The organism is Rhodoferax sp. (assembly GCF_034520025.1).
GTDB lineage: Bacteria > Pseudomonadota > Gammaproteobacteria > Burkholderiales > Burkholderiaceae_C > Allorhodoferax.
Genome location: NZ_JAXHNZ010000002.1, coordinates 1,154,907 through 1,175,194, shown reverse-complemented (window position 1 = coordinate 1,175,194; position 20,288 = coordinate 1,154,907). Strand labels below are relative to the sequence as shown.

The 20,288-nt window shown below is 61.6% G+C and carries 14 protein-coding genes; 7 read left to right on the top strand and 7 right to left on the bottom strand.

The window, feature by feature from the left end:
- Positions 1-107 precede the first annotated feature (107 nt).
- Entirely contained in the window at positions 108-1,322 is a 1,215-nt protein-coding gene (locus U5L73_RS13835; RefSeq protein ID WP_322562888.1) for an MFS transporter, read from the bottom strand.
- 138 nt (positions 1,323-1,460) lie between these two features.
- On the opposite strand from U5L73_RS13835, the gene U5L73_RS13830 reads away from it, so the two are divergent.
- From U5L73_RS13830 to U5L73_RS13815, 4 genes are all read left to right on the top strand, one after another.
- Positions 1,461-3,431 (top strand): DNA topoisomerase IV subunit B, encoded by a 1,971-nt coding sequence (locus U5L73_RS13830; RefSeq protein WP_322562887.1) that lies wholly within the window; start codon positions 1,461-1,463, stop codon positions 3,429-3,431.
- Between the two features lie 62 nt (positions 3,432-3,493).
- Positions 3,494-4,357, top strand: a complete 864-nt coding sequence (locus U5L73_RS13825; protein WP_322562886.1) for a lytic transglycosylase domain-containing protein — start codon at positions 3,494-3,496, stop codon at positions 4,355-4,357.
- An 11-nt stretch (positions 4,358-4,368) separates the two neighbouring features.
- On the top strand, positions 4,369-6,774 hold the full coding sequence (parC, locus tag U5L73_RS13820; protein WP_322562885.1) for a DNA topoisomerase IV subunit A: 2,406 nt from the start codon (positions 4,369-4,371) through the stop codon (positions 6,772-6,774).
- 289 nt (positions 6,775-7,063) lie between these two features.
- Positions 7,064-7,933 (top strand): DUF2971 domain-containing protein, encoded by an 870-nt coding sequence (locus U5L73_RS13815; protein WP_322562884.1) that lies wholly within the window; start codon positions 7,064-7,066, stop codon positions 7,931-7,933.
- A gap of 487 nt (positions 7,934-8,420) precedes the next feature.
- Here U5L73_RS13815 and U5L73_RS13810 read toward each other — a convergent pair whose 3' ends face one another.
- Genes U5L73_RS13810 through U5L73_RS13800 form a run of 3 tightly spaced genes read right to left on the bottom strand, consistent with a single transcriptional unit; the run spans position 8,421 to position 14,310 of the window.
- The gene (locus U5L73_RS13810; RefSeq protein WP_322562883.1) at positions 8,421-9,860 is read right to left on the bottom strand and encodes an efflux transporter outer membrane subunit; all 1,440 of its coding nucleotides are present in this window, start codon (positions 9,858-9,860) and stop codon (positions 8,421-8,423) included.
- A complete protein-coding gene (locus U5L73_RS13805; RefSeq protein ID WP_322562882.1) occupies positions 9,853-13,008 on the bottom strand; it encodes an efflux RND transporter permease subunit in 3,156 nt (1,051 codons plus the stop codon). Before U5L73_RS13805 ends, U5L73_RS13810 begins: the two co-directional genes overlap by 8 nt.
- Positions 13,009-13,029: 21 nt before the next feature.
- Positions 13,030-14,310, bottom strand: a complete 1,281-nt coding sequence (locus tag U5L73_RS13800) for an efflux RND transporter periplasmic adaptor subunit (protein ID WP_322562881.1) — start codon at positions 14,308-14,310, stop codon at positions 13,030-13,032.
- A gap of 190 nt (positions 14,311-14,500) precedes the next feature.
- On the opposite strand from U5L73_RS13800, the gene U5L73_RS13795 reads away from it, so the two are divergent.
- Positions 14,501-15,127 carry a TetR family transcriptional regulator gene (locus U5L73_RS13795; protein WP_322562880.1) on the top strand — a complete coding sequence of 209 codons (627 nt, stop codon included), beginning with the start codon at positions 14,501-14,503 and terminating at the stop codon, positions 15,125-15,127.
- Between the two features lie 63 nt (positions 15,128-15,190).
- Complete coding sequence (locus U5L73_RS13790; protein ID WP_322562879.1) at positions 15,191-15,799, top strand: YigZ family protein; 609 nt, start codon at positions 15,191-15,193, stop codon at positions 15,797-15,799.
- 22 nt (positions 15,800-15,821) lie between these two features.
- Here the strand turns inward: U5L73_RS13790 and U5L73_RS13785 are convergent, their stop codons facing one another.
- On the bottom strand, positions 15,822-16,202 hold the full coding sequence (locus U5L73_RS13785) for an MAPEG family protein (RefSeq protein ID WP_322562878.1): 381 nt from the start codon (positions 16,200-16,202) through the stop codon (positions 15,822-15,824).
- A gap of 34 nt (positions 16,203-16,236) precedes the next feature.
- Entirely contained in the window at positions 16,237-16,893 is a 657-nt protein-coding gene (locus U5L73_RS13780; protein WP_322562877.1) for a LysE/ArgO family amino acid transporter, read from the bottom strand.
- Between the two features lie 83 nt (positions 16,894-16,976).
- Between U5L73_RS13780 and U5L73_RS13775 the strand changes: the two genes are divergently transcribed.
- The gene (locus tag U5L73_RS13775) at positions 16,977-17,873 is read left to right on the top strand and encodes a LysR family transcriptional regulator ArgP (protein WP_322562876.1); all 897 of its coding nucleotides are present in this window, start codon (positions 16,977-16,979) and stop codon (positions 17,871-17,873) included.
- Between the two features lie 43 nt (positions 17,874-17,916).
- Here U5L73_RS13775 and U5L73_RS13770 read toward each other — a convergent pair whose 3' ends face one another.
- Complete coding sequence (locus tag U5L73_RS13770) at positions 17,917-20,148, bottom strand: molybdopterin-dependent oxidoreductase (RefSeq protein ID WP_322562875.1); 2,232 nt, start codon at positions 20,146-20,148, stop codon at positions 17,917-17,919.
- Positions 20,149-20,288 lie beyond the last annotated feature (140 nt).

Below are 20,288 nucleotides of genomic sequence, written 5' to 3'. Positions count from 1 at the left end.
GGCCATTTGCACCATGAAATCAGGTTGGGCGTAAAGGGAAAAAACAGCGCTCAGCAACAGGCACAAGACCAAAGTGAAAGCGGCTTTTCTCAACATGGAGATGGCTCTTACGCGGGTTGCGGTGCGCGCCCGATCGGGGCCTCGCGCACGGGCAGATTAACCAAGGCAGCAAACACACCCAGCGCAATCGCGATGTACCAAACGATGTCGTAGCTGCCGGTCTTGTCGTACAAGTAGCCGCCCAGCCACACGCCCATGAACGAGCCAATCTGGTGGCTGAAAAACACAAACCCACCGAGCATCGACAAGTGGGCTACGCCAAAAATCTGGGCAATGGTCGCGTTGGTAGGCGGCACTGTAGACAGCCACAAGAAACCCATGACCGCTGAAAACACATACACGCTCACCGGCGACAGAGGCACGATCAAAAAGAGGCTGATCGCAATCGCCCGACCAAAATAAATGAACGCCAGGATGTGCTTTTTGGCCATTTTTTGCCCCAGCACTCCTGCCGCATAGGTGCCAAACACATTGAAGAGGCCAATCAAAGCCAGTGCATAGCTGGCAACCTGGGGTGATAAGCCCTTGTCTTTCAAATAGCTGGGCATGTGCACGCCGATGAACACCACCTGGAAGCCACACACAAAGTAGCCCGCCATGAGCAGCTGAAAACTGGGGTACTTGAAGGCCTCGCGCAATGCCTGTGCAATGCTTTGCTGGTGGGCACCAGCAGATGCTGGGTGCCACAAGTTTTCACGGAGTCCTCGCGCCAAAGGAATCATCAGGAACGACGCCACAGCCAGCACTAGCAAGGCCTCTTGCCACCCGAAGTGGCTGATTAAAAAGCCTTCGGTGGGCACCATCAAAAACTGCCCGAATGAGCCGGCTGCGGCCGCCACGCCCATCGTCCAAGAGCGCTTTTCTGCAGGAACGTTACGGCCGATCACGCCATAAATCACTGCATAGGTGGTGCCCGCCTGCGCCATCCCGATCAACGCACCCGTTGCGATAGTGAAAGTCAGTGGCGTGGTGGCAAGGGCCATGCCGCACAGCCCCAAGGCGTAGAGCAACGCGCCGATGATGATGACGCGAAACGCCCCATAGCGGTCTGCCGCCATGCCCGCAAATATCCCGCTGACGCCCCAGACAAGGTTTTGAATCGCGATCGCAAAGGCAAAGGTATCGCGCGTCCAGCCTTGGGCTTGGGTGATTGGCTGCAACCACAGGCCAAAGCCGTGTCGTATGCCCATCGACAAGGTCACGATGGTGGCACCGCACACCAGCACTTGGGTGAGCGAGAGAGGTTGGGGACTTGCACTCATCCTCTAAATGTAGCCAGTTTCAGGCCCCGGGGTTCGCAGCGCGTGGGGCAGTGTTTGGTGCAGCGCTTGTGAGGGATTCGGGTATTTGCATGTATGCATATACAGTGGATTGCCGCAGTTCCCCTACAATCCGCCGCTATGGCTGTCAAACCCACTCCCGAATATTCCGAATCATCGATCCGCGTGCTCAAGGGCCTGGAGCCCGTCAAACAGCGCCCGGGCATGTACACCCGCACCGATAACCCGCTGCACATCATCCAGGAAGTGTTGGATAACGCCGCCGATGAGGCCTTGGCCGGATTTGGTACAAAGATCAAGGTGACGCTGCACGCAGATAGCTCAGTGAGCATCGAAGACGATGGCCGTGGCATCCCGCACGGCATGCACCCTGAGGAAAAAGCGCCGGTGATTGAGCTGGTCTACACCCGCTTGCACGCGGGCGGCAAGTTCGACAAGGGCCAAGGCGGCGCCTACAGTTTTTCGGGCGGCCTGCACGGGGTGGGCGTTTCCGTCACCAATGCGCTGAGTACCCGTCTTGAAGTCACCAGCTACCGCGAAGGGAAGGTGGCCCACATCGTGTTTGCCGGTGGCGACGTGGCCGAGGCGCTGCAACTGCGCCCAGCGGGGGATGGTGATCGCAAGCAGGGCACCACGGTCCGCGCCTGGCCAGACGCCAAGTATTTCGAATCCGCAGCCTTGCCCATGGGCGAACTGACCCATCTGCTGCGTAGCAAAGCGGTGCTGATGCCCGGTGTGAGCGTCACGCTGGTCAACGAAAAAACCAAGGAAAGCCAGAACTGGCTCTACAAGGGCGGCCTGAAAGACTATTTAGGCCAGACCCTGAGCGCCGACCCCGTCATCCCCATGTTTGACGGCGAAGGTTTTGCGGATGGCAATAACGACACCTTTGCCGAAGGCGAGGGCGCTACTTGGTGCGTAGCCTTTACTGAAGACGGCGCCCCGGTGCGCGAGAGCTATGTGAACCTGATTCCCACCAGCGCGGGCGGCACGCACGAAAGCGGCTTGCGCGATGGCTTGTTCCAGGCGGTCAAGAGCTTTATCGAGTTCCATAGCCTGCTGCCCAAGGGCGTCAAGCTCATGCCCGAAGACGTGTTCGCCCGCGCCAGCTATGTGCTGAGCGCCAAGGTGCTGGACCCGCAGTTTCAAGGTCAGATCAAAGAGCGGCTCAATTCGCGCGACGCGGTGCGCCTGGTCAGCAGTTTTGTGCGCCCCGCGCTGGAGCTGTGGCTGAACCAGCACGTGGACTACGGCAAAAAACTGGCCGAGTTGGCCATCAAGGCCGCACAAACTCGCCAGAAAGCCGGTCAAAAGGTCGAAAAGCGCAAGAGCAGCGGCGTGGCTGTTTTGCCCGGTAAGCTCACCGACTGCGAGAGCCGCGACATTGCCTACAACGAGGTGTTTCTGGTCGAGGGTGACTCTGCCGGCGGCAGCGCCAAGATGGGCCGCGACAAAGAAAACCAGGCCATCCTGCCCCTGCGCGGCAAGGTGCTCAACACCTGGGAGGTAGACCGCGACCGCCTGTTTGCCAACACCGAAATCCACGACATTTCGGTCGCCATTGGCGTGGACCCGCACGGCCCCAACGACACGCCTGATCTGAGCGGCCTGCGTTACGGCAAGGTTTGCATCCTCAGTGATGCGGACGTGGACGGCTCGCACATCCAGGTGCTGCTGCTCACGCTGTTCTTCCGCCACTTCCCCAAGCTTATCGAGACTGGCCACGTGTTTGTGGCGCGGCCACCGTTGTTCCGGGTCGATGCGCCAGCGCGCGGCAAAAAGCCCGCCAGCAAGGCCTACGCATTGGATGAAGGTGAGCTCACCGCCATCCTCGACAAGTTGCGCAAAGAGGGCGTGCGCGAAGGCGCTTGGTCCATCAGCCGCTTCAAAGGCTTGGGCGAGATGAATGCCGAGCAGTTGTGGGACACCACCCTCAACCCCGACACCCGCCGCCTGCTGCCGGTGGAGCTGGGCGCGGTGGACTTTGCCGCTACCGAGGCGCTGATCACCAAACTCATGGGCAAGGGCGAAGCGGCCTCACGCCGTGAGCTGATGGAGCTGCATGGCGATTCGGTCGAGATCGACGTCTGATGCTCCAGCGTGCTGCTGCCTCTCGTTTTGCTATCAAAAATATAGCTGCTTGCGCATGTTTTATGTGCGCTGCAGCCACTTTTGATGCCAAAGCCGATGTGTGGGTCTATGTAGACCCGCAGGGGCAGTCGCACTTCTCTGGCGAGCAAACCGACGAGCGGTACACCCTGTTTTTTCGCGCCTCCATTCGTGGCTTGAGCCCGGGTGCCGATGCGGCAGCACTGCCGGCCTCGACCCCTCAAGGGCCCGATACCTCGCCCGAGTTGTCGCCCAAGTTGGCAGCGTTTTTTGACAACTCCCCCCGTTACCGCAAAGCTCAGCCCTTGCTGCAAGAGGCCGCGCGCAAGTACCGCCTGGACTACGAGCTGCTCAAGGCGCTGGTCACTACCGAGTCCGGTTTCGAGCCTGCGGCCGTGTCGCCCAAAGGTGCTATCGGCCTCATGCAAATCATGCCCGACACTGCTCGCCGCTTCGGTGTGGACAGCGACCGCTGGATGTCGGTAGAAGCCAAGCTGGCAGACCCCAAAATCAACGTCGGCATTGGCGCGCGTTATTTGCGCTTGTTGCTCGACATGTTCCCCGGCCGCACCGATCTGGCTCTCGCCTCGTACAACGCAGGCGAAGGCGCGGTGCAACGGGCGGGCAACAAAGTGCCCAATTACAAAGAGACCCAAAACTACGTGGCGACCGTGTCGGAGCTGTATGCCGCACTCAAGCCGCCGGCGCCGGCCAAACCTGCCGCGCCACAAAAAGCAGGCGGCAAGCCCGTGCTCAACGCGTATGGCGATGGCTATTTGTTGTCGGGCTCCCGCACCGCTTATGTCTTGGCACCCGGTGCCATGCCCGGTGGCGCCATCGGGCGCGGCAACATGATCACACCGGCCCTGCCTGTGTCCCAACAAGAAACCCAGATTGCAGTGGACTGAACTGAAGAAACATGACTGACCAAACCACGCTCGATTTGATCCCCGAACCCGCTGAACCGACCGGCCCTGTGCCCCCTGGTGAAGATGGTGAACTCAACCTCGCCACCTATGCCCAGCGCGCGTACCTCGAATACGCACTGAGCGTGGTCAAAGGCCGTGCCTTGCCCGACGTGTGCGATGGCCTCAAGCCCGTGCAGCGCCGCATTTTGTACAGCATGGGCCGCATGGGCCTGAGCTTTGGCGGGGCCAATGGCAACGCCGGTGCCAAGCCGGTCAAAAGCGCCCGCGTGGTGGGCGATGTGCTGGGCCGCTTTCACCCGCACGGCGACCAGTCGGCCTATGACGCACTGGTGCGCATGGCGCAAGACTTTTCGCAGCGCTACCCGCTGGTAGACGGCCAGGGCAACTTCGGTAGCCGTGACGGCGATGGCGCTGCCGCCATGCGCTACACCGAAGCGCGCCTCGCCAAAATCACCACGCTGCTGCTCGACGAAATCGACCAGGGCACCGTGGACTTTCAGCCCAACTACGACGGCTCCACCGAAGAGCCCAAGCAGTTGCCCGCGCGCCTGCCATTCAGCCTGCTCAATGGCGCTAGCGGTATTGCCGTGGGCTTGGCCACCGAAATCCCCAGCCACAACCTGCGCGAAGTGGCCGATGCCTGTGTGGCGCTGATCAAAAACGACAAGCTGTCTGACGACGAGCTGTTCACCATCATTCCCGGCCCGGACTTCCCCGGTGGCGGCCAGATTATCAGCAGCGCGAATGACATTGCCGATGCTTACCGCAGCGGCCGTGGCAGCCTCAAGGTGCGCGCGCGCTGGAAGATTGAAGACCTCGCCCGCGGCCAGTGGCAGCTGGTGGTGACCGAGCTGCCGCCCGGTGTGAGCAGCCAGCGTGTACTGGAAGAAATTGAAGAGCTCACCAACCCCAAGGTCAAGGCCGGCAAAAAAGCCCTGAGCCAAGACCAAACCCAGCTCAAGGCCAGCATCTTGAGTGTGCTGGACGTGGTGCGTGACGAGTCGAACAAAGACGCCATGGTGCGCCTGGTGTTCGAGCCCAAGAGCCGCACCGTAGAGCAGCAAGAGCTGATCACCGCGCTCCTGGCCCACACCAGCCTGGAAACCTCCTCGCCCATCAACCTCACTATGGTGGGGTTGGACGGCAAACCGGTGCAAAAGTCATTGCGGCAAATGCTGGTGGAGTGGGTGGCTTTCCGCCAGATCACCATCGAAAAGCGTTCGCGCCACCGCCTGAACAAGGTGCTGGACCGCATCCACATTCTGGAAGGTCGCCAGACGGTGTTGCTCAACATCGACGAGGTGATTGCCATCATCCGCCAGTCGGACGAGCCCAAGGCCGCGCTGATTGCGCGCTTCAACTTGAGCGACCGCCAGGCTGAAGACATTCTCGAAATCCGCCTGCGCCAATTGGCGCGTCTGGAGGCCATCAAGATCGAGCAGGAGCTCGCCGAGCTGCGCACGGAGCAAGGCAAGCTGGAAGAAATTCTGGATAGCCCCGCTGCGCTGCGCCGCTTGATGGTCAAAGAAATTGAGGCCGACGCCAAAGTGTTTGCTGATGCGCGCCGCACCCTCATCCAGGCCGAGAAAAAGGCCGTGGCTGAGGTGAAAGTGGTGGACGAGCCGGTGACCGTGGTGGTGTCTGAAAAAGGCTGGGTGCGCGCCCGCACCGGCCATGGCCACGAGGCGTCTACCTTTGCCTTCAAGGCGGGTGACGGCTTGTATGGCACCTTCGAGTGCCGCACGGTGGATACGCTCCTGGTCTTCGGCTCCAACGGGCGCATCTACACCGTGCCGGTGTCTGCATTGCCCGGCGGGCGGGGCGATGGCCAGCCGGTGACCACTCTGCTTGAGTTGGAGAGTGGCACGCAAATCCTGTATTACTTTGCCGGCCCTGCCAGCGCGCAGTTGCTGCTGTCCGGCAGTGGCGGCTATGGCTTTATTGCGAGTGTGGAGAACATGACCTCCCGCCAAAAAGCCGGCAAGGCCTTCGTGGGCGTGGGCGAGGGCGAAACCCTGTGCGCACCGTCAGTGGTGTCGGGCGCGCAAGGCAAGGTCACGGTGGCGGGTACTCCGTCCGCAGTCGTAGCACCTGCCACCCACGTGGCCTGCGCGTCTACCGGCGGCCGCATCCTGACCTTTGAGATCACCGAACTCAAGACCATGGCCAACGGCGGCCGCGGTTTGATGCTCATCGACCTGGAAGACAAAGACACCCTGGCCGGCGCTGCGGCTTACACCCGCAGCATCCGCATCGACGGCATCGGCCGCGGCGGCAAAGAGCGCGACGAAACCTTGGAAATCCGCAGCCTCAACAACGCCCGCGCTGCGCGTGGGCGCAAGGGCAAAGCAGCGGACTTGGGCTTTAAGCCAAACCGGATTACGCGGGTGGAGTGATGAGGGACGCAGCCGGGACAGTCGGCTGGTTTGCAGCGGAAGCCGACATTCAAATTGAAAGTCTAGTCAGCACATTCTGCGGGCTTTTTGCACCGTTGCGTCTGTGCCAACTGATGAAAAACCGAGCCCAATATTGGTACGATGAGCACAATTTTCCATCTCGAACAAGTTGATGAAAAGTTTGACCTTTCTATCGTGGCACTCAGTTGCCGTTAACCGCAAGTCCAACGGCTTGTGGCTTGCTCGGGATGGGGACGTCCCTTTCATTCGTTAGCCCCGCTCAACGCCCATGATCGAGAACGTATCGCGAGTTGACGAATTCCTGTACCACTACACGACAGTGGACAAAGCTCTCAACTACATCCTAAAGACAAGAATGCTTCGATTCGGGGTGTACACAAATACGAATGATCCAAAGGAAACGAAGACTTGGCAGTTCGATCTTGGAACGAATGAGAACCGCGACTTGGGCGCGTACAAGATGTCAGAAACTTCGTCGTGGCTGTCGACTAGGCTAAAGGCGTGCGCCCGACTTCTTTGCCTTTCTTCTGACAGAGCGCCTTTGACTGGCAATCACATCAACGACATTTTCATTCGCGGCTTTAGCAAACCTCGAATGTGGGCTCAATACGCAGATCGCCATACAGGCGTTTGCATGGTTTTCGACCGCGCGCGGCTGGATGCAGCGATCTCAATGCAAGTTGCGGGTGCCAACCGCGTGCTCGCTGGTCCAGTCGAGTACATTGATCGCTCGATACTCAGAGACATGGCCTCTGATTGGCAATTCATGATCAATATCGATGCGCTGGAGGATCTTGGCAAGGAGCGATATGCTGATCTGCATCTCCAGACAAGCTACAAGAGGCTATTTTTCGAGAAGATGACCGACTGGCGCGACGAATGTGAATGGAGATGGGTAGCGTTTGCTAGCAGCAACCAAGACCTCTATGTCGCGTACGGCGACGCTCTGATAGGAGTGATGTTCGGCGAGGAAACGAGTGAGAAGTCGATTCAGGACATCATGGATATGACGGAGTCTTGGGGTCTTCGCTACATGGGCCTCCGCTGGAAGAACTGCAGCCCTTGGTACGACTATGGCCTACGGTACTTGCCTGGAATCAAGAACTCTCCTTGGGGCCAAACAGTCAAGCGGGTCTAACTCGAACGCTACAGGGAGAAACCATAGTATCTGGATGACTGCTGTCTGATTTTTGAAAGTCGGCTTCCAGCCCAAAGCCGACATCCTTGCCTCCCGTAGCTTGCTCCTAAATCAATAGCTACTGGCGCAAATTCCACCTGCGCTAGAGCCCATTTTCTTCAAAAATAAACCCCCACTATCCGCCCCGTCCAATTGCCGTGCAGCTTAACGGGGACTGCCTGACCACCGACGTTTGGCGGCAGCATGATGGAGCTGGTAGAGACGATGTCGATGTCTTAACTGCGGCCGTCGTAGCGGCCGTCCACTTTCATCTGCACTTGGGTGTCGGTGGCTCAGCTGGTGGTGGCGCTGATCTTGCCCATCCTCATGGTCAGGCCTGTCACAAAAAGGAAAGCCCGCAGTCGATGTACTGCGGGCTTTCTCAAAAGTGCTCCTAAAACAGGAGCTACTTGCGCATATTCCACGGGCGCTAGCGCCCGTTTTTGCCTTAAGGCTGGGCTGCTCTTTGCGCGTCGGCAGCTTCCGTCCAACCGCCGCCCAGCACTTTGTACAAAGTCACCAGGTTTTGCAGTTGCTGGGTTTGCACCTGCACTTGCGCTTGCTGGGCTGCGAACAGCGAGCGCTGTGCCTCTAGCACCTCAAACGAGCTGGCCGCTCCGGCTTTGAAGCGCAGGTCCGTCAGTTGCATGGTGGTCTGGGTGGCGCCCAGCTGTGCAGTCTGGGCTTGCAGTTGCTCGCCCAAGGTGGCGCGGCCGGCCAGTGCATCGGCCACTTCCTTGAAGCCACTTTGAATGGCTTTTTCGTACTGGGCGATCGCAATGTCGCGGTTCACCTTGGCCGCCTCCAAGTTGGCCTTGTTGCGGCCGGCGTCGAAGATAGGCATCAGCAACTGGGGCACAAAGCTCCAGGCGCTGGTGCCGTTGCTGAACAGCTGCTCCAGATCGTTGCTCGCTGCACCCGCGCTGGCGGTGAGCGTGATACGCGGGAAAAACGCTGCACGCGCAGCACCGATGTTGGCGTTCAGCGCGAGCAGGTTTTGCTCGGCCTGGCGCACATCGGGGCGGCGCACCAGCAGCTCCGATGGCACACCGGCTGGCAGGTCGCTCAAGAAGCCTTGCTCTGCCAGCCCTAAGCCTGCTGGCAGGTCGGCAGGCAAGGGCTGGCCGACCAGCAGCACCAGGGCGCTCTCGTCGGTGGCGCGTTGGCGGGTTTGTTGGGCCAGCGACACTCTGGCCGCTTCGAGTTGGCTCTGGGCGGTGCTCAGGTCCAGCTTGGAGGCGGCTTCGTTGTCGTATTTGAGCTGCATCAGGCGCAGGCTCTCTTGCCGTGTCTTGAGGGTCTCGCGGGTCACGCGCAGCAGCTCGTCGTCGGCCAAAAGCGTGAGGTAGGTGTTGGCGACCGACGCAATCAGGCTGATCTGCACTGTTTTGCGGGCTTCCTCGGTCGCCAGCAGTTGCGACTGGGCCGCTTGGCCTAGGGCCCGCACGCGGCCAAAAAAGTCCAGCTCATAGGCGGTCACGCTCAGGCCAGCCGTGTAGCTGCTGGTGATGGCGCCGCTGGCAGCCGGGCCGCGGCTGCCGTTGATGCCAGCATTCACCGTGGGCAGCTGGTCGGCGCGTGCCACTTGCAGCTTGGCGCGGGTGGCGTCGATGTTGAGAGCCGCCACGCGCAGGTCGCGGTTGTTCTCCAAAGACAGCTCAATCAGGCGCTTGAGGCGCGCGTCTTTGAAAAAGCTTTGCCACTCGATGTCTGCCGCAGCTTTGGCGCCAGCGTCAGGGGTGCTGCTTGCTGCCATCTGCGGGAAGGCAGGGGCCACCGGTGCCGCCGGGCGGCTGAAGGTGGGGATAAAGCTGCATCCGGCCAGCCACAGAGCTGCTGACAAGGTGGCCAAGCGCAGGGCAGGGCGTGCAAAAGTGTGCTTACTCATGGGATTCGGCTCCGATCTGGTGTCCGTGTTGTGCGTCGAATTGGCGCTGGCGTTCGCTGCCCTTGAAGATGCTGCGCACCACCACAAAGAAGATAGGCACAAAGAACACCGCCAATATGGTGCCCGCCACCATGCCGCCGATCACGCCGGTGCCGATAGCGCGCTGGCTGGCCGAGCCCGCGCCGCTGGAAATGGCCAAGGGCAGCACACCCAAGATGAACGCCAGCGAGGTCATGACGATGGGGCGGAAACGCAGGTGCGCTGCCATCAAAGCGGCCTGAACGGCCGTCTTGCCCTGAGCTTGCAGGTCTTTGGCGAATTCGATAATCAAAATCGCGTTCTTGGCCGACAAGCCGATGATGGTGATCAAGCCGACCTGGAAGTACACGTCGTTGGCGTACCCCCGGAACAGCGTGGCCAACACCACACCCAGCACGCCCAGTGGCACCACCAAAATCACCGACAACGGGATGGACCAGCTCTCGTACAGCGCGGCCAGGCACAGGAAGACCGCCAGAATCGCAAACGCATACAGAATGGTCGCTTGCGAGCCCGCCAGCTTTTCTTCGCGGGACTGACCGGTCCACTCAAAGCCGAAACCTGCGGGCAACTGGCTAGCCAGCTTTTCCATCTCGGCCATGGCCTCACCCGTGCTGAAGCCGGGCGCTGCACTGCCGCTGATGCGGATGGCCGAGTAGCCGTTGTAGCGCACCGTTTGCATGGCACCGTTGGCCCAGCGGGTGCTAGCAAAAGCCGACAAAGGCACCGCCTTGCCGCTGGTGTTGATGACGTTGAACTTCAAAATGTCTTCGGGCTGCATTCGCGATGTAGCGTCGGCCTGCACCACCACCCGTTGCAGGCGGCCTGCGTTCGGGAAATCGTTGATATAGCTCGAACCCAGTGCCGTAGAGATGGTGCTGTTGATGGCGCTGAAGCTCACGCCCAGGGCGCTGGCTTTGTCGCGGTCAATGTCGATCTGCAGTTGGGGCGCGTCTTCCAGGCCATCGGGGCGCACCTGGGTCAGCACCTTGCTCTTGGAGGCCATGCCCAGCATCTGGTTGCGTGCGGCGAGCAGGGCTTCGCGGCCCTTGCCGGCGCGGTCTTGCAAGCGGAAGGTAAAGCCGGATGCGCTTCCCAGCTCGGGGATGGGGGGCGGGCTCAGCGGGAAGATAAAGGCATCACGAATGCCCATCAGCGCGCCGAACGCCCTGCCGGCCAAGGCTTGCGCCGATTGGCCGGGGCCTGGGCGTTCAGACCAGTCTTTGAGCGTGACAAAGCCCAGCGCAGCGTTCTGGCCTTGGCCGGAGAAGCTGAAGCCGATCACACCCACCATACTCTCCACCTCGGGTTGCTTGAGCATGAAACCTTCGACCTGCTCCATCACGCTGGTGGTGCGCTGCTGGGTAGCACCCGGCGGCAATTGCACGTTCACGATGATGTTGCCCTGGTCTTCTGCGGGCAAAAACGAGGTGGGCAAGCGCATGTAAACGACTGCCACAGCGGCGATGATGGCGACGTAGATCACCAGGTAGCGGCCTGCCTTTTTCAGCATGCGCTGCACTACGCTTTCGTAGCCCTTGGCGGTACTGGTGAAGCGGCGGTTGAACCAGCCAAAGAAGCCGGTGCTGGCGTGCGCATGGCCAGCCACTACCGGCTTGAGCAGGGTGGCGCAGAGTGCGGGGGTCAGCGACAAGGCCAGGAAAGCCGAGAACGCAATGGACGCCACCATCACAGTGGAGAACTGGCGATAGATATTGCCCACCGAGCCTGCGAAGAAGGCCAAAGGCACAAACACGGCAATCAGCACCACGGTCACGCCGATGATGGCGCCCGAGATCTGGCCCATGGCCTTCTTGGTGGCTTCCAGCGGGGGCAAGCCCTCTTCGCTCATGATGCGCTCGACGTTCTCGACCACCACAATCGCATCATCCACCACGATACCGATCACCAGCACCATGCCGAACATGGTGAGCACGTTGATCGACATGCCGAGTGCCAGCAAGGTGCCGAAGGTACCCAACAGCGCGATAGGCACCACGATGGTCGGGATGACGGTGTAGCGCCAGTTCTGCAAGAACAAGAACATCACCAAAAACACCAGCACCACGGCTTCGACCAACGTCTGTGCCACTTGTTTGATAGAGATATTGACGAAGCGCGAGCTGTCGTAAGGAATGCTCCACTTCATGCCCTCAGGGAAGTAGGCTTCCAGCTCGGTCATGCGGGCGCGCACGGCCTTGGCCGCAGCCATGGCGTTGCCACTGGGGGAGAGTTGCACGCCGATACCGATAGCGGGCTTGCCGTTCAGGCGCGCCGAGGTGCCATAGGCTTGTGCGCCCAGTTCTATACGAGCCACGTCTTTGAGGCGCACGGCAGAGCCGTCTGCATTAGAGCGCAAAGTGATGTTGCCGAATTGCGCAACGCTGCCCAACTGGCCGCTCACCACCACCGTGGCGGCAATGCCTTGGCCGGTGATGTTGGGCAGGTCGCCGATGGCCCCTGCGGACACCTGCGCGTTTTGTGCGCTGATGGCGGCATTGACCTCGGCGGTAGACAAATTGAACGACGCGAGCTTGGCCGGATCCAGCCAAATGCGCATGGCACGCTCGGTACCAAACAACTGAGCCTGGCCGATGCCGGGCAGGCGCTGCAACTCGGGCACGATGTTGCGCGAGGCGTAGTCACCCAGCTCGATGGTGCTGGTGTCCGGGTTGTCGGTGGCCAGCATGGTGAACAGCAGGAAGTTCGAGCGCGACTTGTCGACTCGCACGCCTTGCTGCGTCACGGCCGCAGGTAAACGCGGTGTGGCGCGCGCCAAGCGGTTTTGCACATCCACCTGAGCGAGGTCGGCATTGGTGCCGGTCTCAAACGTCAGGGTTAATGCGCCGGAGCCGTTGGCTTGCGAAACCGATTCCATGTAGATCAGGCCGGAGGCACCGTTCATTTCGCGCTCGATCACGCTGAGCACACTGTCTTCCAGCGTTTGGGCGGACGCACCGGGGTAGGCCACGTTGACCACAATGGCCGGCGGCGCCACGGGCGGGTACTGCGAAATCGGCAGCTGGGTAATCGCAACGCCGCCCATCACCATGATGAACAGCGAGAGCACCCATGCAAAGATGGGGCGGTTGATAAAAAACTGGGCCATGGGAGAGTGCCTCGTGTGTATTTATTTGCCTGCGGCCGATGCGGCCGATGCGGCCGATGCGGCAGCTGCTGGGGCGGAAGCAGGGGCTGCAGGCGCTCCGGCAGCAGCCGGGGCAGAGCCGGCCCATGACACCGCCTTCACAGGCGCGCCGGGTACCATCATTTTCTGGAAGCCGTCCACAATGACTTGATCGCCTTCTTTGAGGCCATCCAAGATCACCCATTGGCCGTTTTGCGCATTCCCCACCTTGACCTGGCGAGGGCCGGGCTTGCCGTCTTCGCCCACTACGAGCACTGTGTCGCCCTGGTTGGTGCGGGTCACGGCTTGTTGGGGCAACAAAATGCCTGAGGGCAACTCGGCTTGTGACAGGCGCACCCGCACAAATTGGCCAGGCAGGAGCAGGCCATCGCCATTGGGCACTTCGGCGCGCAGGGTGATCTGGCCGCTGGTGGCGTCCACCGTCAAGTCGCTGAACAGCAGCTTGCCGGGTTTGGGCAGTTCGCTGCCGTCTTCCAGCACGATGCGTACTGGCACCGAGCCATCGCCCGAGGCGCGCAATTGCTTGGAGGCAATGGCTTTGCGCAGGCGCAGCACGTCGGTGCTGGACTGGGTGAAGTTCACATATACCGAGGCGGTTTGCTGGATGGTGGCCAGCGCGGCCGCGTCCGCAGCACCCACCAGCGCGCCTTCAGTCACGGAAGACTGTCCGATGCGGCCCGAAATCGGCGCGGTGATGGTGGCGTAAGCCAGGTTGATGCGGGCGGTTTCGGCGGCGGCCTTGGCCACGCCCAGGTCGGCTTCTGCCTGACGCTGGGTCGTTTGCAGGGTGGTGAATTCTTGTTTGCTGATGGCGTTGGCTTCTACCAAGGCCTTGTTGCGCTCCACTTGGGCGGTGGCTTGTGCCAGGGTGGCTTGGGCCTTGCCGACAGTGGCGTGAGCGCTTTCAAAAGCGGCCCGGTAGGGGCCGGAGTCCAGCTGGTACAGCACCTGGCCGGCCTTGACTTCGCTGCCTTCGCGAAACATGCGCTGCAACACCACGCCGCTCACACGAGCGCGCACTTGGGCTACGCGCAATGCGCTTACGCGGCCGGGCAATTCCGATTGCAATGCAACCGATTGGGGCGCGACCGTTACCACCCCCACTTGCGCTGGCGGCATGCCGCCACCGGGGGCGCCACCACCTTGGGCGCTGTCTTTAGCGCCACAAGCGGCCAGGGCCACTGCAAAGGGAATGGCCAGCAAAACGAGGCGGCCAGTGGATGAGGTGGGTGCATGACCCAGGGTCTGACGGAACAGCGACATACAGATTTCCCTTGCGGCGAAAGTAGTTGGAGGGCGGTAATCGGGGGAGGGGCTTGCCAGCGGCTTGATCTAGGGCAAACACTCAAGGAATAGCGTAGCAGACCGCGGCAATGCGGGTTAGTATACATACATGCACGAATGTATGTTTCCAAAAACCTACAATGCCCGCATATGTTTATGAGGTCAATCCATGGCCCGCCGCACCAAAGAAGAAGCTTTAGTTACCCGCGAATTGATACTTGACGCTGCTGAACGTGTGTTTCACCAGCGCGGGGTGTCGCGCACGTCCCTGCAGGAAATCGCCAAAGAGGCCGGTCTGACCCGGGGCGCCATCTACTGGCACTTTGAGAACAAAGGCGAGCTTTTTCACGCCATGATGGAGCGTGTCACTCTGCCGATGATGGCGCGGATGAGTGAAATCACGCCGCAGGACGAAGAGCGCCCGATGGAGAAGATCCGCCGCAACACCGCGGCCGCTTTGCACACCATTTCCCATGACCCCCAGGTGCGCCGTGTGTTTGAGATTGCCACGCAGAAGGTGGAATATGTCGACGAGCTACAAAACCTGCGCGAGCGACAAATCGCCGGCCGCAATGAGTGCATCGACGACATTCACCGCCTGATGCAGATCGCAAAAGACAAGGGCACCATGCGCCGAGAGATGGACATCCGCACCGCCACTCTGGGCATGTTTGCTCTGATCGGTGGGCTCAAATACAACTGGCTGTTAGACCCGCAGGCCTTTGACCTCGAGGCCGTAGGCCTGGCCGCGCTGGATGCCTACCTGGACGGTTTGAAGACTCCCGCAGCTAGCTGACTGCTATCGATTAGATAGCGACTCGCGCAGTATCTAAGAGCGCTTAAGCACTTTTTCATTCAAATGCCCCACACTTTGGCCGCAGCCAGTCACAGCGAACTCACGATCAAAAAAAGCCGGTTTATTGGGTGTGTGCAACCGGTGGCCGACCGCACAACTGCTCAGCAGGTCGTGGCCGCACTGTGGGCTGCGCACCCCACTGCAACCCATGTGTGCTGGGCGCTGATGGCGGGCGGTCACTCGGCCGCGGTAGATGACGGCGAACCCAGCGGCACAGCCGGGCGCCCGATGCTCGATGTGTTGCGTCACCATGACCTGGAGGGCGTGTTGGCGACCGTGGTGCGCTACTACGGCGGGGTGAATCTCGGTGCCGGTGGTTTGGTGCGCGCCTACACCGATGCGGTAGCGCAAGCCCTGCTCAACGCGGATAAGGTGCCGATCGTCAAACAGCACATGCTACGGTGTGCCTTGCCTTACCCCTTGGAGGGGCGGGTGCGCCGCGAACTGGAAAATGCCGGTGCGGTGCTGGGCGATGTGCAGCACAGCGTGCGGGTCACCATGGCCTTCACGGTGCCCGCAGATGCAGTGTCGGGCCTGATGACTCGCTTGAATGAGGCGGGTAGCGGGCAACTGGAGTGGCTGGACGCCACTGATTCGCCCGCCGCTGCCTGAGCGTCCGGTCAAGGTGGCAGAGTTAAGCTGCCAAAACGGCGCCTACCAGCGCCGCTCCCAACAAACCGACGATCGGAAAGAAACCCATGACGAAACCCAGCGTGCGGGTCTTGGGGTCTTTGGCATACGACTGCAGGTAAATGAGTCGCCCGACGATGTAGGCTACCCCTGCCGCCGCACTCCAAAGGGGCGACCAGAACTGGGCACTCAAGTACATGGCCGGTAGCAAAGCCACCATTTGCTCCAGCGAGTTCATGTGCACCCGGTAGATGCGCTCAAACATCGGGTGCCCGGTGACGGCGGGTGCGTGCACCTCGTAGCGGCCCCGCGCCCAGCCGACCAGAATCCCAAAGCCCATGTACTGCGCAACCACCAGCACCGTGACTACATGCAACCACACCATGGCAATCTCCCTAGTAAAAAGAGCAGAGCCTACCTTACCCCAGTGTCACTTGCGTCCACAGACCGTAGGCAATGTGGCCCATCATCGCGGCCACCAGCAGGTCCAGCACCCGCCACGCCACCGGGCGTGCAAAGAGGGGGCTGAGCAGGCGTGCGCCAAACCCCAGCGTGAAGAACCACAAAGCACTCGCGCCGCCTGCGCCCACCAGAAACCAGCCCTGCAAATCAGCTGCCTGCTTGGCCCCCACGGCGCCCACCAGAATCACGGTGTCTAGGTAGACGTGCGGGTTCAGCAGGCTGATACCCAGTACTTGCAACACGGTCGTGCGCAGGCTCTGGGGTTCGCCTTGCAATTGCGCCTGCAGTGCCTGCGGAGCCAGCGCCCGGCGCAACGCCATGGCGCCGTACCAGGCCACTACCGCTGCACCGGCCAGGGCCAGCGCGTTCAGCGCGCGCGGGTGTTGGCCCAGGGTTGCCGCCAGCCCGCTCACCCCGAGGGTCATCAGCGCCATATCGAGCATGGCACACACAATGACCACCGCCAGCACATGTTCACGGCGCAGGCCCTGGCGCAGCACATAGGTGTTTTGCGCGCCAATCGCCACGATGAGTGACAGGCTCAAAGTCAGCCCGGTGGTGATGGTGGGCAGCGCTGCGTGCAGGGTAGATAGAAAAGAGGTCGTGTCTTGCATGCCGGGCAGTATGCAAGCCAACAGTGCGCCATCTGCATGAAATCTGCTACGCTGGAATTAGCCAAACTTCATTCAACGCCATCATGCTGGAATCCACATTGCTTGCCACCGTTGCTTCCGTCGTGCGCGAAGGCAGCTTCGAGCGCGCTGCGCGGATGCTGCACATCACGCCATCGGCGGTGTCTCAGCGCATCCGGCAGATGGAGGAGCGGGTGGGGGCGGTATTGATTGTTCGCGGCCAGCCGTGCACTGCCACCGAGGCCGGGGCCCGCATCTGCCGCCATGCGGATTCCGTGGCGATGCTGGAGCACGATTTGCGGCGCGACCTGCCGGCCCTGGCCCCGGAAGACGCGCAGGCGGCGCACACCACCATTCGCATCGCCATCAATGCAGACAGCCTGAGCACCTGGTTCGTGACCGCCATGCGCGACTTTTCTGCGCAGAGCCGGGTGCTGCTGGATGTGGCGGTGGACGATCAGGACCAGACTAATGAGTGGCTGCGCCGTGGCCATGTGCTGGCCGCTGTCACGTCCCACGCCAAGGCGGTGCAGGGTTGCAAGGTGCGCAAGCTGGGCACCTTGCGCTACTGCGCGACCGCCTCGCCCGCCTTCATGCAACAGCACTTCGCCAGCGGGGTGAATGCCGACACCCTGGCCCGCGCGCCCAGCATTGTGTTTGACCGCAACGACCGGCTGCAGGAGCGCTGGGTGCGCCGCCAGTTGCGCCGCGATGTGGCGCTGCCCGCCCACCGCTTACCTTCATCGCAGGCTTTTGTGGATGCTGCCCTGGCTGATGTGGGCTGGGGCATGAACCCGCTGCTCTCGGTGCAAGACCATATGTCCAAACGCCGTTTGGTGGAGCTGGTGCCGGGCCGTGCGTTGGATGTGCCCTTGTACTGGCAGGTGGCCCAGCAGCCCCTGCCGGAATTGGAGCGGCTCACCCGCAGTGTGGTGGCTGCGGCAGGACAGGCGCTGCTCTAGCGCCTGCCCCGCGCGAGGTCGGGCTCGCGGGTGTGGCTTGCGCCTAGGCCGCTTCCATGGTGATGGCCACCCCGCCCAGCACGGCGTTGCCCGAGAGCGGGTCGCGCAGCTGGTCATCCAGCAGCGCGTTGATATTGGCGCCCGGCCGCTCGGCCGCAACCCCCAACTGAGCGCCCGGCAGGTTATGGCCCCAGCCGTGCGGCAGGCTGACCACGCCGCGCATCATGTCGGTACTGAACTGCACCTGAGCCTGTATGTTGCGGTGCCCGTTGCGCAGCGTAGCCATGCCACCGTCTTGCAGCCCACGGCGGGCTGCATCCTCGGGGTGTACCAGTGCAGTGCAGCGAAAAGGGCCTTTGGCCAGCGTGGGCAGGTTGTGCATCCAGCTGTTGTTGGTGCGCACATCGCGCCGGCCAATAATGACCAAATCAGGCGCTAGCCCAGACAAATCCTGCGCAGCGCGCTCTAAATCTTGTAGCAACAGCGGTGGGGCCAGCTCCACCTTTCCGCTGGGGGTGCGCAGCATTTCGGGAATGCGGGGCTGCAGTTCGCCCAGGTCAATGCCGCCGCTGTCGCTGGCTGCCATCACCTTTTTCAGGTTTAAGCCTTCAGGTTTCAGGCCGAACTGGTCGCCATAGGGGCCGCTGCGCAGCGCCACGTCCAGCCCGCGCTGAGGGCCGCGCAATCCCGATGTGGCGGCCATCACCGCAGCGGCATGCGGACCAAACAAGCGATTGGCGTCGTCAGCAAACTGCTGGTCGTCGAGCAGGTTCGCATCTTGCTGGGCGCCTTGGCCTTGCACGATGGCGGTCAGCTTGAGCAGGGTTTGCCACTCTTCGGGCTGGCCTTCGGGGTGGGGCAGCACCGGTGCGCTGTAGCGCGCATGGTTGCGCCACGAGAGTTGGGGGAAGGCCACGTCGTAGTGCAAGTCTTCAAGCGGCGAGAGGCCGGGCAGGATCACGTCCGCATGGCGGGTGGTTTCGTTCAGGTAGATGTCGAGGCTGACCATCAAGTCCAGCGAGTCCAGCGCTTTGGACAGGCGCGGGCCGTCCGGGCTGGAGAGCACCGGGTTGGTGGCCACTGTGATTAGCGCGCGCACCTGGCCTTCGCCCGGGGTTTCAATTTCCTCGGCCATGCAGGTGATGGGCAGTTCGCCATACACCTCGGGCGCGCCGCTCACGCGGGCATGGTGACGGCCAGTGCTCACGCCTTTGCCAATGCCAGGTTTGCCGGCGGTGTTGCTGGCAAACGCGGCGGACTTGGCAAACAACATGCCGCCTTCGATGTCCAGGTGGCCGGTCAGGGTGTTGAGCACATCCACCAGCCAGCTTGCAAGCGTGCCGTACTGCTGGGTGCAAGTGCCGATACGGGCATATACAGCCGCTTTGGGTGTGCTGGCGATTTGCCGGGCCAGTGCGCGGATGGTGTCTGCCCCCATGCCGCAGCGGGCGGCCGCGGCCTCGGGCGTGAAGCCGGCTACCGCTGCGCGAACTTCCTCGGTGCCTTGAACCCATGGCGCCACGCGTCCCAGGTTCACCAGGTTCTCCTCAAACAGCACCTGCACCATGGCTGCCAGCAAAAACACGTCGGCTCCCGGGCGGATGAAGTGGTGGGCATCGGCCACAGCCGCCGTTTCGGTGCGACGCGGGTCGATCACGATGAGCTGGCCGCCCCGGGCCTGCAGAGCTTTGGCTTTGCCCTTGAAGTCGGGCACGGTCCACATGCTGCCGTTGCTGGCCAACGGGTTAGCGCCGATCACCACCAGCAAATCGGTGCGGCTGATGTCCGGTAGGGCGGTGGAGAGCCAGTGGCCAAACATCAGGCCGCTGGCCAGTTGCTTGGGCATCTGGTCCAGTGTGGAGGCAGAAAACACATTGCGGCTGCCGATGGCGCGTGCCAGCTTGCCGAAGTAGGTGAGCAGGCCGATCTTGTGGGCCGAGGGGTTGCCCACCGCGATGGCCACCGCGTGTTTGCCATGCGCAGCCATGAGTGGTGGCAGGCGCTTCTCGATCTCGGCAAAGGCCTCGTCCCAGGTCGCGGATTCATGTTTGCCGTTGCGCTTGATCAGCGGGGTGCGCAGGCGGTCGGGGTCTTCATGCAGGTCCTTGAGTGCAATCGCTTTGGGGCAGATGTAGCCACGGCTGAGCACATCGGCCTCATGCCCGCGGATGCTGATGACTTTTTGGTCTTGGACCTTGATTTCCAGCCCGCAGCAGGCCTCGCACAGGGGGCAAATGCGGTGGTGGGTGTGGACGGCGTGGCTTGTCTCGCTCATGATTTTGGTGCTTTTGGTTGCGAATGCTGGTTTATTGCCCGTTCGCCGCCAGGTGTCCAGTACCCACGTGACAAGCGGGCGAAGCGGCACGCTCTGCCTTTAAAAGCCACCAGTCACAGAACAGTCATTGCGCTGCTGAC